The sequence below is a fragment of the Rhizobium sp. Root1212 genome, from assembly GCF_001424985.1.
Classification (GTDB): domain Bacteria; phylum Pseudomonadota; class Alphaproteobacteria; order Rhizobiales; family Rhizobiaceae; genus Pararhizobium.
On record NZ_LMDA01000001.1, the window covers coordinates 828,242 to 843,574 of the forward strand.

The following is a 15,333-nucleotide window of genomic DNA, read 5'->3' on the forward strand; positions in this document are numbered from 1 at the left end:
AGCTTGGACTATCTCGTCAATCTTTCGCTCCTCACCCCGAAGCCCGACCTCGAGGCCAGAATGGCCGCCGCCGGCGTCACCATCCGCCGGCCGCTCGCGCCGGAAGCGCGGCTGGTGACCGAATGGGTCACGGAGAAATTCGGCAAGGGCTGGGCCAGCGAAACGGCCGTCGCGCTGACGCGCCAGCCGCCGACCTGCTTCATCGCCACGCGGGACAAGAAACTCGTCGGCTTCGCCTGCCATGAATCGATCGCCCGCAGCTTCTTCGGTCCGACCGGTGTCGATGAAGAGGCGCGCGGCCTCGGCATCGGCCATGCGCTGCTGCTCGCATCCCTCTTCGATCTCAGGACCATGGGTTATGGCTACGCCATCATCGGCGATGTCGGCCCCTCGGCCTTCTATGAGAAAACGGTCGGCGCCATGCCGATCCCCAATTCCGCCCCCGGCGTCTATGCCGGGATGCTCGACGTCAACTGATCCTCCCAGAAAGCAGAGATTATCATGCCGACATCCGCCCTCGTCCTCGAAACCTCCTGGGCGCCCGCCGCAGACGACCGCGCGCTTGCCTACACGCTCAAGCTGACCAATACGACGAAAACGCCGCTCAGCAACTTTCATCTCTACGTCAGCGGCCCCGGCCGGATCGATCCCGGCGCCGAAATCGACGGCGGTTCGCTCGGCACCCGGCTTTCCAACTTCAGCGAACTTCTGCCGCCCGAAGGTTTCGTGCTGGAACCGGGCGCAACGTGGACGGTCTCGGTGCATGGCCTCAGCTGGGCGTTCCAGCATTGGACGGATGGCGCGCGTGGCGCCTATCTGGTGCTGGCCGATGGCGGTACGCTGCCGGTGCGCGCCGGCCAGACGCTGATGGTCGGCGGCAACGCGCCACTGAAGCGCGGTGTTGCACCCTACCCCGTCCCGGCCAATCCGCCGGCCTCCATTTCGGTGATCCCATGGCCGCAGCATGTCGCGCTTTCCTCGCGTGGTGCTGCGCCGATCGGCCTGACGCTGGTTGCCGAGGGCGCTGAGCCCGCCGCTGCGGCGGATGCCTTCACCCGGCTGGTGAACGATCTTTTTGCGGTCGAAGGCATCGTCCGCCCCGCTTCGGAAGGCGGCCTGCCGGTCCATCTCTGGCTCAAGGACGGCCTTGCGGAGGAAGCCTACGAGATCGCCTTCAAGGCGGACGCCATCTCGGTCGCCGCCTCGACCCGCACCGGGCTTTTCTACGGCCTCGTGACGCTCGGCCAGATCTGGCGCGGCGCGCGGCAGTTCCCGGAATCCTACAGCTTCCCTGTCGAAGGCACGATCACCGACGCGCCGGCCATGGGCTGGCGCGGGCTGCATCTCGATGTCGCCCGCCAGTTCTATGGCGAAGCGGAAATCCGCAAGCTGATGTCCATCCTTGCCTGGAACAAGATGAACCGTTTCCACTGGCACCTGTCCGACGACGAATCCTGGCGCGTCGAGATCGATGCCTATCCGGCCCTGACGGAGATCGGCGCCTGGCGCGGCCATGGCCTTCCTTTGCCGCCGCTGCTCGGCAGCGGGCCGGAACGGACGGGTGGCTTCTACACCAAGGCGGCCGTTCGCGGTATCGTCGCCCATGCTAAGGATTTCGGCATCGAGATCCTGCCGGAAATCGACATTCCCGGCCATTGCTTCGCCATGCTGACGGCCATTCCGGAGCTGCGCGATCCCGCTGAACAGGGCAGCTACTATTCCGTCCAGGGTTTCCCGGACAATTGCATCAACCCGGCCCGCGAAAAGACCTATGAGGTGCTGGAGACGATCTTCAAGGAGTTGATCGACCTCTTCCCCTTCAAGACGATCCATGTCGGCGCCGACGAGGTGCCGCTCGGCGCATGGTCCGGTTCGCCGGAGGCGTTGGCGAAGCTGCGCGAACTCAGCGGCGACGAGATGGCCGAGGCTCACGCGCGCCGGCTGAATGTCATCACCAACACCCATGGTGCCGATGCCATCGATGGCTCGGGTGCCGCCGTGTTGCAGTCGGTCTTCCTTGAGCGGGTCCAGAAATTCCTGGCGTCTCGGGGCTGCGTCACCGGCGGCTGGGAGGAAGCGGCCCACGGCAACGTCATCGACAAGGCCACCACCTATCTCTGCGGCTGGCGCGATACCAAGGTGTCGGCGGCGCTTGCCGGAGAAGGTTATTCCATGGTCGTCTGCCCCGGTCAGGCCTATTACCTCGACATGTCCAACAGCCCCGACTGGGACGAGCCGGGTGCCAGCTGGGCCGGCTGGTCGGCGCCGGAAATGACCTACGCGTTCGATCCGGTCGCCGGCTGGAGCGATGCGCAGAAGGAAAAGCTCAGGGGCGTGCAGGCCTGCATCTGGTCGGAAGCGATGATGGACCGTGCGGTCTTCGACCGCCTCGTCTTCCCGCGCCTTTCAGCCATCGCCGAAACCGGCTGGACGGCCCATGACCGCAAGTCATGGCCCCGCTTCAAGGCTGCAGCCGGCCTGATGCCGATCCTTTACGGCTTTCGCGAAGAGTAAGGGCTTACGAGACGGACTTCTGCAGCACGGCAAACTGCGGGTTCGTCTCGGAAAAGACCGGCAGGGCGGCAGCGCCGAGAATGGACGTGTCCTTGCCGGTCGCAGCGATCATGATACGGGCGATGCGTCGCTCTTCCTCCGGGTTGACCGGCGGGTAGAGCGGCTCCATCAGCGCGGCAAGCCGGCGCAGAAGACCCGCCGGCATCGGCCCGCCGAGCACGATTGTCTGTGGGTCGAAGGCGAGTTCCAGAAAATCGATGGTCCGGCGCATCGCCTCGGCGGCGGCATCCAGCCAGCCATCGAGCGCCGGCCCCGCCGTCTCGACTATCGCGTCCAGCTCTTCCACGCTATGGGCGCCGGGATCGTCGATCTTCAGATATTCATAGGCTGCGCCGAGCGAGACGTAGCGGTCGAGACAGCCGCGTTTGCCGCAGACGCAGGGCAGCCCGTCCGGCTCGACGACGATATGACCGATCTCGCCGGCATTGGCGCGACTGCCGCGATAGAGGTGACCGTCGAGAAACAGGCCGGCGCCGATGCCGCCGCCAAGAAAGAGATAGACGAAGCTGCTGAGACCCCGCGCCACGCCATAAAGCCGCTCGCCGATCGCCGCCGCCGTCGCATCGTTTTCCACCAGCACCGGCATGCCGAGCAGGGCTTCGAGCGCCGGCCCCACCTCGTAATGTTGCCAGCCCGGCAATGCGATCGGTGTCAGCGAGGTCACGCCCTCCGCCGCATAGCGCCCCGGCATGGCAATGCCGGCGCCGAGCAGACGGTCGCGTTCGAAGGGAAAGGCTGTCTGCAATTCCGCGCTGATCGCCGCGAGGATCGGGATCGCCCGTTCCGGCGTGGGCGGGTCGATGGGCCTGACAATGCGGGCGCGGATGGTGCCGGAGAGGTCGGTTAGAACACCGGCCGCGTGATCGCGCTCCAGTTCCAGCCCGATCGAATAAGCTCCGTCGGGATTGATCGAATAGGGCGTGAATGGCTGGCCGCGCGCCAGCTTCTGCGGGCTGTCGGCCTTGAGGAGTTCGGAGCCTTCCAGCTCCTCGACGATGTTCGACACGGTCTGCGCCGTCAGCGCCGTCAGCCGCGCGATCTCGGCGCGGGAAAGCGGTCCGCTGGTGCGGATCGCCTCGATCACGACCCGCCGGTTGTGCGCCTTCGCCTTTTCAAGATTGGTGCCGGAAATGGCTTTCATGATATCGATATGTTCACCGGATGCGCTCCGCGCCTTCTGCCTTTCGGCATAGGCGGAAATCGCCGCAATAGCCAGTGGCTTGGTGCGAGATGACGCTGGTCCCGGCGCCCGTCGGCGGAACGGAAGGAGGCCGATCGTTGAATCCTTCAGGCTCATGACGCCGTCTTTACAGACGCAATCCGGTTGATAGGATGAAGTCAGACGTCCGGGCCGGATAACCGGCTGTTTCCATTCGCAGGGCAGGCTTGATGGGCGGCTTCAGTCACCTTTCGGACGAGATGCTGGTTTCCCGGCTTCAGCGCGCAGCCTTTTCCTATCTGACAGACTATGCGGATGCCGATACCGGCCTCGTCGCCGATACGTCCCGCCCCGGCTCCCCTTGCAGCATCGCCGTCGTCGGCTTCGCGCTTTCCGCCTATCCCGTCGCCGTCGAAAACGGCTGGCTGTCGCGCGCGAAAGCCGCGCGTCTCACGCTCCGGGTGTTGAAATTCTTCCTCGATAGCGCGCAGAGCGAAGCGCCCGATGCCACCGGCTACAAGGGTTTTTACTACCACTTCCTCGATATGAAGACCGGCCGGCGCGTCTGGCAATGCGAGCTTTCGCTGATCGACACCGCCCTTCTCATCGCCGGCGTTCTGGTGGCGGCCGGCCATTTCGATGGCGACGGCATCGAAAGCGAAATCCGCGATCATGCCGATGCGCTCTATGGCCGGGTCGACTGGCACTGGGCACAAAACAGCACTTCCGGCCTCTCGCAGGGCTGGAAGCCGGAATGCGGTTTCCTCCATTACGGCTGGGAAGGCTATAACGAGGCGACGATCCTCTACATCCTCGGGCTCGGATCGCCGACCTTTCCCCTTTCGGCCAGCTGTTACGAAACCTGGAGCCTCACCTATCAGTGGGAGAACCTGCTGGACCACAACGTGCTCTATTCGGGCCCGCTTTTCACCCATCTGTTTTCCCACGCCTGGATCGATTTCCGCGGCATTCGCGACGGCTTCATGCGGGAAAAGAACAGCGACTATTTCGAGAATACGAAAAGCGCGATTGCCATTCACCGCGAATATGGCGAGCGCAATCCTTATGAATTCGAAGGCTATTGCCGCGACCTCTGGGGTGTGACGGCTGGCGAAGGCCCTTCGGTCGCGTCCTCGCGGGGCAAGGGCCGGGATCGGCGCTTCTACGGCTATATGTCGCGCGGCGTGCCCTATGGCCCGGATGACGGTACGATCTCTCCCTGGGCGATGCTGGCGACCCTGCCCTTTACCCCGGAAGCCGCCCTTGCCGGCACGCGCCATCTGCTGGAACGCTACCCCCAGGTTTGCAGCGACGACCGGTTTTCCAGTGGCTTCAACCCGACGCTGCGCGACGGCGATGGCGGCTGGCTTTCGCAAGGTTGGTTTGGGCTCGATCAGGGCCTGCTCGCGATCAGCATCGAAAACCACCGCAGCGGGCTGATCTGGGAGATCATGCGGCGCTGCCCTTATATCCGTGCCGGCCTTGCCCATGCCGGCTTCAGCGGGGGATGGTTATAGCCATGCAACGCACCACACCTGCGGCCCTGTCCGATGACGAGGCCTCCCTTCTGCGGCGGGTGCGCCCGCAGGACTGGCGCAATCCTCGGCCTAAGTCCCTCTACGATCTCGCCATCATCGGCGCCGGACCGGCCGGCATCGCGGCGGCCGAATATGCGGCGCGGCGCGGCTTTACCGTCGCGCTCATCGAGCGCGCCGTCCTTGGCGGAGACTCGCTGCACACCGGCTCCGTGCCCTCGAAGGCGATCATCCGCACCGCCGATATCTATGGCGGCATGCGCGATGCCGACGAATTCGGCGCGCCGCTGCCGGAGCAGCCCGCCTTCGATTTCGCTGCCGCCATGGACCGCCTGCGCCGCATCCGCACGCGCATTGCCGTCTATCACTCGGTTCATGACCTGACCGCGCTGGGCATCGATATCTTCTTCGGCGAGGCCCGCTTCGCCGGCCCCGACAAGCTGGTGGTCGACGCCACCCCCCTGCCGTTCCGCAAGGTGCTGATCGCCACCGGCGCGCGCCCGAAAATCCCCGGCATTCCCGGCCTCAAAGAAACGGGCTACCGCACCAGTTCGACCATCTTCGAGATGACGGCGCTGCCGAAACGGCTCGCGGTCATCGGCGGCGGGCCACTCGGCTGCGAGCTGGCGCAGGCCTTCTGCCGCATGGGCGCGCAGGTGACGATCGTGCAGAACAACCCGAAATTCCTGCCGCGCGAGGAGCGCGACGCCGCCGAAATCCTCAACTGGTCGATGGCCCGCGACGGCATGGAGATCCGCCTCAACACCGTCGTTATCGCCGCCCGGCGCGAGGGCGACACGAAAATCCTCGAAACCCTCAACAACGAGGTGAAGGGCGAGATTGCGGCTGACGAAATTCTCGTTTGCACCGGCCGCGTACCCAATATCGAAGCGCTCGATCTTGCCGCCGCCGGCATTGCCTCCAATCCCCGACGCGGCGTCACGGTCGACGGGTTTCTGTGCAGCAGCAACCCTGATGTTTACGCCGCGGGCGATGCCTGCCTGCCGCTGAAATTCACCAATGCCGCGCAATCCTCGGCGCGCCGGGCGGTCGCCAACGCGCTGCTGCAGGCCGGCCAGAAACACGACAACTCCGTCATTCCCTGGTGCACCTATTGCAGTCCCGAGATCGCCCATATCGGCCTGCAGGTCTGGGATGCCCACCGGCAATCCATCCCGATCAAGAGCTACACGGTGATGTTGAACGATATCGACCGCGCCATCACCGACGGCGAGGAGACCGGCTTCGTCAAGATCCACGTCGCCGAAGGCTCCGACCGCATCCTCGGCGCCACCATCGTCGCATCGCATGCGAGCGAGCTGATCAATGAAATCGCCGTGATCATGAGCACCGGCATCGGCATGCAGGCGCTGGCCGAGGTGATCCACACCTATCCGGCGCAATCCGGCGCGATCATGCTTGCCGCGCAGGCCTACCGGCGCGATACCGACAGCACCGTGCTGCAGACACCCTCCGGCAAGCCGCTGGTCTGATTATCCGCTCGCTGGATTCGGCGTCGTCACCAGGTGCAGCGTGCGGGAAAACAGGTCGGCATGGCCATCTACCGTTCCCATGGCGATGACCGCAGCTGCGCCCAAATCATCGCGGAAGATGGAGGCGACCCGTTCGCCATTGTTGCCATCGGTCAGGTCGCCGACATCGTCGATCACGATCCAGGCGGGGCGGTGAAGAAGCAATTGCGCGATACTCAGCATGCGGCGTTCCTCGTTGCCGAATTCGTGCTCCCAGCGGGCACTGTGGTCGAGCAGGGAAGTCAGCCGCCCCAATCCCACCCGCTCGAGGCCGGCAAGGATCGCGTCGTTCGAACAGCCGTCTTCCGCGCGCGGATAGCAGAGCGCGGCGCGCAGCGTGCCGAACGGCAGATAGGGATCGCGCACCACGAAGGCGATGCGGTCGTCGTCCGGCAAGCTTATGCTTCCCCTGCCCCAGCGCCACAGCCCGGCGATCGTATGCGTCAGCAACGTCTTGCCCTCGCCCCGCGCACCGGTAACGAGTACGCGCTCGCCGGGACGGACGGTGACATGCGGTTCCGACAACCGCACCGGCCCCGAAGGCACATCCATTTCCAGATCGTCGAGAACGATGGCCGGCTCAGGCGAGCGGATGAAAGCGATGCGATCCACCGCATCGTCGTTCACCTCCGCTTCCAGAAGCACGAGGCGGAAATCGGCCACCCGGCGCAGGGTTGCGCGCCAATCGGCGATGGCGCCGATATTGTCCACGAACCAGCGCAGCGAGGCGTGGAACTGGTTGAACGCACCAACGGCCATCATCAGCCCGCCGAAGGTCATGTCGCCGCCGAAATAGACCGGCGCTGCGATGACGATCGGCGCCACGATCGTCACCCAGCCATAACCGGAGGTGACCCAGCCGAGCCGCACCATCGCCATGACGATCCGGCGCGAGGCCTCGATAACGGCGCCGAGATCGCGTTGCAGCCGCCGCGCCTCATCCGCTTCGCCAGCAGAAACCGCGATCGCATCGAGCTGTTCGTTGACCCGCACCAGCGCATAGCGCAGGTCCGCCTCGCGGGCATAACGATCGCCGTTCAGCGCGATCAGCGGGCGGCCGACCCGCCAGCTGAGCCAGGAGGCCGTTCCCGAATAAAGGATCGCCGCCCACACCATGTAGCCGGGTATCTGGAAAGCCGCACCGAAGAGATGAAAGACGAAGCCCGACGACAGCGCCCACAACACGCCAACGAAACTTGCGAGCAACACGCCCGCCTGCAGCAGGCCCACACCGAGATCGACCGAGAGATCGCTGAGATGATGGACATCCTCATGCAGCCGCTGGTCGGGATTGACGCCGATCTGCCCCCGCCGCGCCACGCAGAAGGCGCGGCCCGGCCGCAGCCATTCGTCGATCATGTCGCGCGTCAGCGCTTCGCGCAGCTTCAGGTGCAGCATCTGGTTGAGCCATTGCTGGGTGATGTTGAGCACCAGCAGCGAGCCGGCGATCTCGAAAAACACCATGAGCTGATGTAGAAAGCCGGCAAAGTTGCGCTGCTGCAGCGCATCGTAGAACGGCTGGTTCCAGCGGTTGAGGACGATCTGGCCGAAGGCGGTGGCGAGGATGACGGCGAATATGCCACCGGCCAGAAGCAAAAGCCTGCGCCGCAGCGGCGAACCGCGAAAGGCATCCACCATGGTCGCCACATATTGGCGCAGCGGCCGATCCTCGGTTTCGTCACGCGTTGCATCAGCCATGGCTGCCGCCGATAAATCGAGACGCTGCGCGCGGTGCCGACGTGATCATGCCTGGAAATCTCTCGAAGCGACTGTCGGAGACTATATCGCGCCACCGTCTGCCGTCCATTCAATCCGGCCGTGTTTTCAGCTGCTGTCGTTTGCCTCGGCTATTGAATGCAGGCCTTGCCCACCGGCGTTTTCGGATCGCAGGCGAGAATGCCCTGCAGTTCGAAAATGTAAAACCGGGGCCGTTCGCTGCAATCAACCGTCGTCATCTTGTTGGTGCGCAGATTGCGCACCGTCACGCCGGCAGCACCGGCCATGCCCTCGGCCGAGTCGGCATCCGGCCAGCTTTGCGTGAAGACGGTATAGTCATGGCGGCCGGATTTGAAGCGGATGGATTGGGTATAGACATCCTTCCGGCTGTAGACCGCGCCGACGAAACGGTCGAGCGAGCCCTCCGGTTTCTCGGGGAATTCCAGCTCCACCTTGTCGTCTCCCCCGTCGGGCGTCTGCGAGCCGAAGCGGTATTGAAGCCCGGTTATGTTGCCGTCTTCGCCCGAGGCGCAAAGCTCGATGAATTTGCGGCCCTCGTCGGCCTCGCAGGCGAAGATCGGGTTGTCGTTGCCCGAACAGGCCCGCGCCACGCCTCCGAACGGGGTCACACCCGCCAACATTGCGATCACAGCGACCTGAAATCTTGCAGGAAGGCGGGTCTTCCGCATCTTTGAACTCCTCCAGACATACCTTTATAAGGGACCGCGTAATTTCGCTGGTTATATTATGCAATCGCACGCGACAGACGCTTTTCTTCACGCTATCTATAGTTGGAAAAGTCGAGAGCGGGCTGGACCTTGAACGAACATGCCACATTGCCCCACGTTGTCCTGACGGACGACGACGAGGATCTGCGAGACATGGTCGCCGATTATCTCGGCGGCCAGGGCTTTTCCGTCTGCGGCGTCGCCAGCGGCGCAGCGCTCGACAGGGCGCTGGCGGACCGGCCGGCAGACCTGCTCATCATCGATCTCAACCTGCCGAGCGAGGACGGATTTTCCATCGCCCGACGCATCCGCGCAACCTCGGCCATTCCGATCATCATGCTCACCGGCGCCGTCGATGTCGTCGACCGGGTTGTCGGGCTGGAGATGGGCGCGGACGACTATGTGACCAAGCCCTTCGACCTGCGCGAGCTGAAAGCCCGTATCCGCGCCGTGCTGCGGCGCGGCGTCGGCAGCCGGCCGGCTGAAACCGCCGTTCAAGCCCCGGCCCCGCAGGCGGCCAAAAATCTCGTCGCCTTCGGCCGGGTTCATCTCGATCTCGAAGGCCATTGCCTCGTCCTCGAAGACGGCTCGCGCGAGACGCTGACGGCCATGGAATTCGATCTGCTGCGGGTGCTGTCGCAACATCCCAACCGGGTTCTGAGCCGTGACCGGCTGCTCGATCTCGCCCATAACCGCGACAACGAGCCCTTCGACCGATCGATCGACGTTCGGATCACCCGCCTGCGCAAGAAGATCGAGCCCGATCCCACCAAGCCCGCGACCATCAAGACCATTCGCGGCGTCGGATACATGTTCGTCACCAACCGCCGCGCCTAGAGTTTGTCGGGTTCAGATTGAACCAGACATACTCTAGATTCTTTTGTTTTCGTTTGTCTTTTCTGGAAAACCGGTTCCCACTTTTCCCTGACAAACTCTAAGGTTCAGGCCGCCGCCTGCCCGTAGGCCGCCCGCATCATCACGCCCGCCACGAGCTGGTAGGTTTCCGTCCAGGCGGCGCGCACCTCCGCGGTGAAACGCTCGCCGAAGGAGAGCGACAGGGTCTCGATCAGCGCCGTGCCGACGGTGTCGTAATGGGCGGGCTCGACGCCGTAGCCCACATGCTTCACCGCCAGCCCCTCCAGCACCGGCACCAGTGCATCGAGTTTGCGCAGCGAATGTACGGCAAGCGCCAGTGCCGCCATCAGCTTGCGGCCCTGCGCGGCCATGTCCGAGGTATTGAAGAGCCGGCGCAGCGACGGGTCGTTGACGAACAGGCGCTCGTAAAACAGCGCGGCGGCGGCATCCTGCGAGGCGCGGACTTCGGCAAAGGTGGTTTCAAGCAGTTCGATCTTGCGGTCGTCCATCGGTGTGGCTCCATCGGGTGTTTCGATGGGGCCACCATGACCGATCTTCGTTTCCTGCCGCGGTCGCGAATGTTTCTACTGTTTCAGCGCGGTGTCGTCAGGTCCGCGAGGAAGGCGGCGATATCATCGGGCGTGAACGGCTTTTCGATCATCGGACAGCCAGAGCGCGCGAGGAACCGGCCCGCCAGCGGCCCGAGCGTATCGCCGGTCACGAAGCCGATCCGACCCGTCAGGTCGGGATAATGCTCGCCCAGCCAATCGTAGAGGCCGGGACCATCGCCTTTGGGCATGCGGATATCGCAGAGGATCGCGTCGAAGCCGCCGTCGCGGGCGGCGATGCGGCGGCGGGCGTCATCACCGCCATGGGTGACGGTGACGGCATAGCCGAGCCGCCCGGCAATCTCGGCGACAAGCTCGGCAATCGCCACGTCGTCATCGACCACCAATAAGTTCCGGTGCTGTGCCGAGGCCTCGGCAACCGGCCGCAAGGTCTCGACGACGGCGGCTGCGATCGGCTCGAAAGGCAGGCTGATGACGAATCGGGCGCCGCCGCCCGGCGCGTCGCCCAGCGACAGGCTGCCGCCATGGGCTTCCACGAGGCCGCGCGAGACGGCAAGGCCGATGCCGGTACCCGCCCCTTGCGGCTTGGTGGTGAAGAACGGATCGAAGATGCGGCCGCGGATCTCCTGCGGCACGCCGGGGCCGTTGTCGTCGATGGTGAGCGAGACGGTGCCGGCCTTTTCATCCGCGGCAATGCCGACCGTGATCTTTCGTTCCGCGCCGCCTGCCTGTTCCAGCGCCTGCTGGGCGTTGACGAGAAGATTGAGCACCACCTGATGGATCTGGCTGGAATCGAGCGCCAGCACCGGAAGGCCATCGGGAAAATGCCGCTCGACGGTGATGCCCGCTGCGCCCAGCGTATAGGCGAGAAGATCGACCGCCTCATCGACCACGGTTTCAAGCCGCGTCGGCAAGCGTTCCGCCTCGTTCTGCCGCGCCATGGCGAGAAAGCTGCGCACGATGCGGGCGCAGCGATCGGCGGCTGTCGCGATGCGGTCGCAGCGCCGCACCAGGCCGTTCCAGTCTGCGACCGAGCGCTCCTCCATCGCCTCGCGCATCATCAGCGTCTGCCCGGTGATAACCGATAGCGGATTGTTGAGTTCGTGGGCGACACCGGCGAGCAGCGAGCCGAGGGCGGCCAGTTTTTCCTTCTGGTAGAGGGCGTTGCGCTGCTCGCGGATTTCCGCCTCGGCGCGCTTGGCGGGGCGCAGGTCGCGGATATGGGCGGCAAACAGCCACCGCCCGCCGAGCGTGACATCGGTGATGGTCAGCTCGATCGGGATCAGCTCGCCCGCCGAAAGCATGGCCTGCAATTCCAGCCGCTTGCCGAGCACGCGGCCTTCGCCGGTCGCAAGATAGGCGGCAAGGCCGCGCTCATGGGCTGCCCGGTGCTCCGGCGGGATGATCAGCTCGGCGATCGGCTCGCCGATCACCGCTTCCCGGCGATAGCCGAAGATTGCCTCGGCCGCCGGATTGAAATCGACCACCCGGCCCTCGCCGTCGATGACGACGATGCCGTCGAGCGCCGTGCGAACCACCGCCTCGTGATAGGCTATCAGTTCGCGAAACTCCGACGGTGAATTCATGCAGCATCCTTCCGAAGAGCCGGAAACGTCCGGGCATGGAAAGACTAGCCAGCAAATGTTTCGCTTGTGTTTCAGCTGCAGTTCGTCGCCTGGTCGGAACAGGTGCCGCGCCACCAGCCCCGTTGGCCGTCCCGGCTGGTGGTGAGCGCCCAGTTTGCCGAGCAGGCATGCAGGCGCATCACCGGCGTATCGATCGCCAGATTGCCATCGTAACCCGCCACCGCCTCGCCGGGCGGCAAGGGCTGCGCATCGACATTGGGATATTGCAGCAATTGCGGCACGGGCATCCCGGTATTGGCGTAAGCCGCCGTCACCTCGGTCGCCCTGACCCAGCCCGAGCCGGAATAGGTCTTGGGGAAATCCTCCGGTGGCGGATCGCCATAGGCGGCGCCGGGCGCCGTGGCATTGGCGATACGGAACCATCCATCCCTGTAGCCGGTGATTTCGAACTCCGCCCGCCAGCCATCGATCGAGGAAGCGTCGGTTTCGTCGCTCACATGCGGCGGCGCCAGTCGGCCCGCGATCGGCGCGCCGTCGGAGGGCGCCTTGCGCACGGCCGTTCCGCTGCTCGCCTCGCTCGTTGCCCAGCCGCGGATGCGACAGACGGCGTTGCCGCTCGCACCTTCGGCTTGCGCAGCTGCGTAAAGCTCCATCAGCAAGTCCCCCTGATCGGCATCGCCGGCCGCGATATCGGCAGCGGGACGCGGATAGACCCGTGCGCCGGATGCCGTAAACCGCCCGTCTTTGCGGACCAGCGCCACCTCGATGGTCTTGCCGGGATCGAAGGCATTGCCCGGCGTGAAGGAGGTATCCGCCCCGGCCGGAAAGGCGGCGAAGAGGGCCTTGCCGGCCGTCTCGTCGAGGCGGTAGAGCCGGCCGAGCACCCAGCCCAGCGGCAAGGCATGGCCGGCCGCTTCCCTGAGATCGGGATTGGCCGTATCCGCCAACATCAATTGCTGCACCGGGCTTTGCGGCGCAGCCGGCAGGGCTTCGGCCGAGGAAATGCCGACGATGCCGGCAATCGTGACGACCGCTGCCGCTGCGAAACGGAAGGCGCGCGCGGCTCTCATTGCAGCGGCACCACGCGCAGCGGGGTCGCATAGGGCTCGACCCGCAGCGTGCCTTCGGCGGCGATGCTGATCTGCTTCAGCGGCGCCTGTTCCAGCTCGCCGTCCGTGGCCTTGCGCACGGCATAGCGCCAGACGGTGAGCGTGCCGCGGTCGTGAAGCGCCTTGCCGATGGCGCCGGCGTCGTCGCCGAGGGCGGCATCCTCGGGCGTCAGGGTCGCAACGATTTCCTCGTTTTCGCTGACGAAACTAAAGAGCCTGGTTTTTTCCGCCGCGAAGGCGGGCGTGGCAAGAACGCCCGCGACAAGGGCACTGGCAAAAATACGTCGAATGGCTGTAAACATCGGCTGTTCCTCCTTTTTGATCTGCCGTGAGCTTGCCAGACGAGCGTTTCCAGCGTTTTCGCCGCGTGTTTCAGCCAGGTTTCATGATGTCGGGTTTCGAGATCGAGGATCGCATCCCGCAAGGGTTGACTAATGCCGGCTTATGCCTCTTTGAGTGTGCCTTGCGCCAAGCCGTTGCGATCGGATTGCAGGAATGAATGAAAGACCCCTCGTGAACGGAACCCCGGCCCTGTCCGAACAGGAAAAGAATGTCATCATCGCCGGCGTTCTCCTCTCCATGCTGCTGGCCGCCCTCGACCAGACGATCGTGGCGCCCGCCATGCCGACCATCGGCCGGGCGCTCGGCCATGCCGAATACCTGCCCTGGGTGGTGACCGCCTATCTGCTGACCGCGACGGCGATGGCGCCGCTCTATGGCAAGCTTTCGGACATTTACGGGCGGCGGCGGACGATCTTTGCCGCCATCTTCATCTTCCTCGCGGGTTCGCTGATCAGCGCGCTCGCGCCCGGCATGCCCACGCTCATTCTCGGCCGCGCGGTGCAGGGGTTGGGCGGCGGCGGGCTGTTTGCGCTGTCGCAGACCGTCATCGGCGATCTCGTTCCGCCGCGCGAGCGCGCCCGCTACGCCGCCTGGATTTCGGGAACATGGGCGGTGGCGAGCATTGCCGGGCCGCTGCTCGGCGGCACCTTCGCCGAGCACCTGCATTGGTCGGTGATCTTCTGGATCAATCTTCCGCTCGGGCTGGCGGCGCTGGCGATCATCAACAATCCGTTGAAGAAGCTTCCCATTCTTGCCCGCGAGCACAGTCTCGACGGCGCGGGTGCGACCCTGCTGATCGCCGCCACCGCGCTTTTGCTTCTGGCGCTCACCTGGGGCGGCAGCCGGTATCCGTGGCTGTCGCCGGTGATCGGCGGCCTCATCGGCTGCTCGGCCGTGCTGTGGCTGCTGTTTGCCCTGCGGCTGCGCCGCGCCGCCGAACCCTTGATCTCGATCGAGGTGCTGGCCAATCCGGTGGTGCGCTACGGCACCTTGGCGATGTTCCTGCTGCAGACAACCAGTGTCGGCCTGGCGGTCTATATTCCCGTCTATGCGCAGTCGTTCAACGGGCTTTCGGCCAGCGGCTCGGGCGTGGTCATGATCGGCCTGCTGCTCGGCACCGTGTTCGGCGCGACGACCAGCGGCCGCACCATCCCGCGCGTCACCCACTACAAGCGGCTGGCGATGGCCGGCTGCGTGCTGAGCGGCATCGGCCTGATCGCGCTGGCGTTCCTCGCCGGTCGGACATCGCTTGTCACGCTGGAACTGCTGACCGTGGTCGTCGGCTTCGGCACCGGCCTGACTTTCCCGGTCGCCACCATTTCGGTGCAGAACGCGGTCGATCAGGCGCATCTCGGCGTCGTGACCGGCCTCCTGACCTTCCTGCGGTCGCTCGGCGGCGCGCTCGGGGTGGCTTTGCTCGGCGCCATCGTGCTTGGCAACGGCCTGCCGCTCGGCGGCGAGCACGTGCAGGTGACCGGGGCCGCGGCGCTGCCAGCCCTGCCCTTCACCTATATTTTCATCGCCTGCATGGTCACGACGGCGCTGTCGCTGGTGCTCTTCCATTTCATGCCGCAAAAGCCGTTGCGCGGCCGGGCAGAACATGACGTCGCGCCGATGGTGGAATAGGC

Annotated in this window: 13 protein-coding genes; 6 read left to right on the top strand and 7 right to left on the bottom strand. The window is 65.0% G+C overall.

The features are described from left to right. Positions 1-3 precede the first annotated feature (3 nt). A complete protein-coding gene (locus ASC86_RS03970; RefSeq protein WP_056316338.1) occupies positions 4-477 on the top strand; it encodes a GNAT family N-acetyltransferase in 474 nt (157 codons plus the stop codon). A 24-nt stretch (positions 478-501) separates the two neighbouring features. Beyond that, complete coding sequence (locus tag ASC86_RS03975; protein ID WP_056316341.1) at positions 502-2,514, top strand: beta-N-acetylhexosaminidase; 2,013 nt, start codon at positions 502-504, stop codon at positions 2,512-2,514. 4 nt (positions 2,515-2,518) lie between these two features. Here ASC86_RS03975 and ASC86_RS03980 read toward each other — a convergent pair whose 3' ends face one another. Then, positions 2,519-3,715, bottom strand: coding sequence for an ROK family transcriptional regulator (locus ASC86_RS03980; protein ID WP_056318220.1), 1,197 nt, complete (start codon positions 3,713-3,715; stop codon positions 2,519-2,521). Between the two features lie 248 nt (positions 3,716-3,963). On the opposite strand from ASC86_RS03980, the gene ASC86_RS03985 reads away from it, so the two are divergent. After that, complete coding sequence (locus ASC86_RS03985; RefSeq protein WP_056316343.1) at positions 3,964-5,250, top strand: glucoamylase family protein; 1,287 nt, start codon at positions 3,964-3,966, stop codon at positions 5,248-5,250. A gap of 2 nt (positions 5,251-5,252) precedes the next feature. Further along, positions 5,253-6,761 carry a mercuric reductase gene (locus ASC86_RS03990; protein ID WP_082509855.1) on the top strand — a complete coding sequence of 503 codons (1,509 nt, stop codon included), beginning with the start codon at positions 5,253-5,255 and terminating at the stop codon, positions 6,759-6,761. On the opposite strand, the gene ASC86_RS03995 is transcribed toward ASC86_RS03990, so the two are convergent. Both ASC86_RS03995 and ASC86_RS04000 read right to left on the bottom strand, forming a co-directional pair. After that, a complete protein-coding gene (locus ASC86_RS03995) occupies positions 6,762-8,498 on the bottom strand; it encodes an ABC transporter ATP-binding protein/permease (protein ID WP_056316350.1) in 1,737 nt (578 codons plus the stop codon). 149 nt (positions 8,499-8,647) lie between these two features. Beyond that, on the bottom strand, positions 8,648-9,145 hold the full coding sequence (locus tag ASC86_RS04000; RefSeq protein WP_156386890.1) for a hypothetical protein: 498 nt from the start codon (positions 9,143-9,145) through the stop codon (positions 8,648-8,650). Between the two features lie 207 nt (positions 9,146-9,352). Here ASC86_RS04000 and ASC86_RS04005 point away from each other — a divergent pair, with 207 nt between their 5' ends. After that, on the top strand, positions 9,353-10,081 hold the full coding sequence (locus ASC86_RS04005) for a winged helix-turn-helix domain-containing protein (protein ID WP_280136964.1): 729 nt from the start codon (positions 9,353-9,355) through the stop codon (positions 10,079-10,081). A gap of 104 nt (positions 10,082-10,185) precedes the next feature. Here the strand turns inward: ASC86_RS04005 and ASC86_RS04010 are convergent, their stop codons facing one another. The 4 genes from ASC86_RS04010 to ASC86_RS04025 all read right to left on the bottom strand — a co-directional run bounded on the left by ASC86_RS04010 (position 10,186) and on the right by ASC86_RS04025 (position 13,665). Then, positions 10,186-10,608 carry a globin family protein gene (locus ASC86_RS04010; RefSeq protein WP_056316358.1) on the bottom strand — a complete coding sequence of 141 codons (423 nt, stop codon included), beginning with the start codon at positions 10,606-10,608 and terminating at the stop codon, positions 10,186-10,188. Between the two features lie 83 nt (positions 10,609-10,691). Further along, positions 10,692-12,254 (bottom strand): hybrid sensor histidine kinase/response regulator, encoded by a 1,563-nt coding sequence (locus tag ASC86_RS04015; protein WP_056316361.1) that lies wholly within the window; start codon positions 12,252-12,254, stop codon positions 10,692-10,694. A gap of 71 nt (positions 12,255-12,325) precedes the next feature. Then, a complete protein-coding gene (locus ASC86_RS26460) occupies positions 12,326-13,324 on the bottom strand; it encodes a hypothetical protein (RefSeq protein WP_056316367.1) in 999 nt (332 codons plus the stop codon). After that, entirely contained in the window at positions 13,321-13,665 is a 345-nt protein-coding gene (locus ASC86_RS04025; RefSeq protein WP_056316371.1) for a hypothetical protein, read from the bottom strand. The genes ASC86_RS26460 and ASC86_RS04025 overlap by 4 nt, the downstream gene beginning before the upstream one ends. Before the next feature lie 193 nt (positions 13,666-13,858). Between ASC86_RS04025 and ASC86_RS04030 the strand changes: the two genes are divergently transcribed. Continuing rightward, positions 13,859-15,331: an MDR family MFS transporter gene (locus ASC86_RS04030; protein WP_056316372.1), complete on the top strand. Its 1,473-nt coding sequence runs from the start codon at positions 13,859-13,861 to the stop codon at positions 15,329-15,331. The last annotated feature ends 2 nt before the right edge of the window (positions 15,332-15,333 follow it).

Excerpts from the sequence above, each read along its gene's own strand:
- ASC86_RS04015 (WP_056316361.1), bottom strand. The coding sequence starts at position 12,254 with ATGAATTCACCGTCGGAGTTTCGCGAACTGATAGCCTATCACGAGGCG.
- ASC86_RS03990 (WP_082509855.1), top strand. The coding sequence starts at position 5,253 with ATGCAACGCACCACACCTGCGGCCCTGTCCGATGACGAGGCCTCCCTT.
- ASC86_RS03975 (WP_056316341.1), top strand. The coding sequence starts at position 502 with ATGCCGACATCCGCCCTCGTCCTCGAAACCTCCTGGGCGCCCGCCGCA.
- ASC86_RS03980 (WP_056318220.1), bottom strand. The coding sequence starts at position 3,715 with ATGAAAGCCATTTCCGGCACCAATCTTGAAAAGGCGAAGGCGCACAAC.
- ASC86_RS03985 (WP_056316343.1), top strand. The coding sequence starts at position 3,964 with ATGGGCGGCTTCAGTCACCTTTCGGACGAGATGCTGGTTTCCCGGCTT.
- ASC86_RS04010 (WP_056316358.1), bottom strand. The coding sequence starts at position 10,608 with ATGGACGACCGCAAGATCGAACTGCTTGAAACCACCTTTGCCGAAGTC.
- ASC86_RS04030 (WP_056316372.1), top strand. The coding sequence starts at position 13,859 with ATGAATGAAAGACCCCTCGTGAACGGAACCCCGGCCCTGTCCGAACAG.
- ASC86_RS03995 (WP_056316350.1), bottom strand. The coding sequence starts at position 8,498 with ATGGCTGATGCAACGCGTGACGAAACCGAGGATCGGCCGCTGCGCCAA.
- ASC86_RS26460 (WP_056316367.1), bottom strand. The coding sequence starts at position 13,324 with ATGAGAGCCGCGCGCGCCTTCCGTTTCGCAGCGGCAGCGGTCGTCACG.
- ASC86_RS04025 (WP_056316371.1), bottom strand. The coding sequence starts at position 13,665 with ATGTTTACAGCCATTCGACGTATTTTTGCCAGTGCCCTTGTCGCGGGC.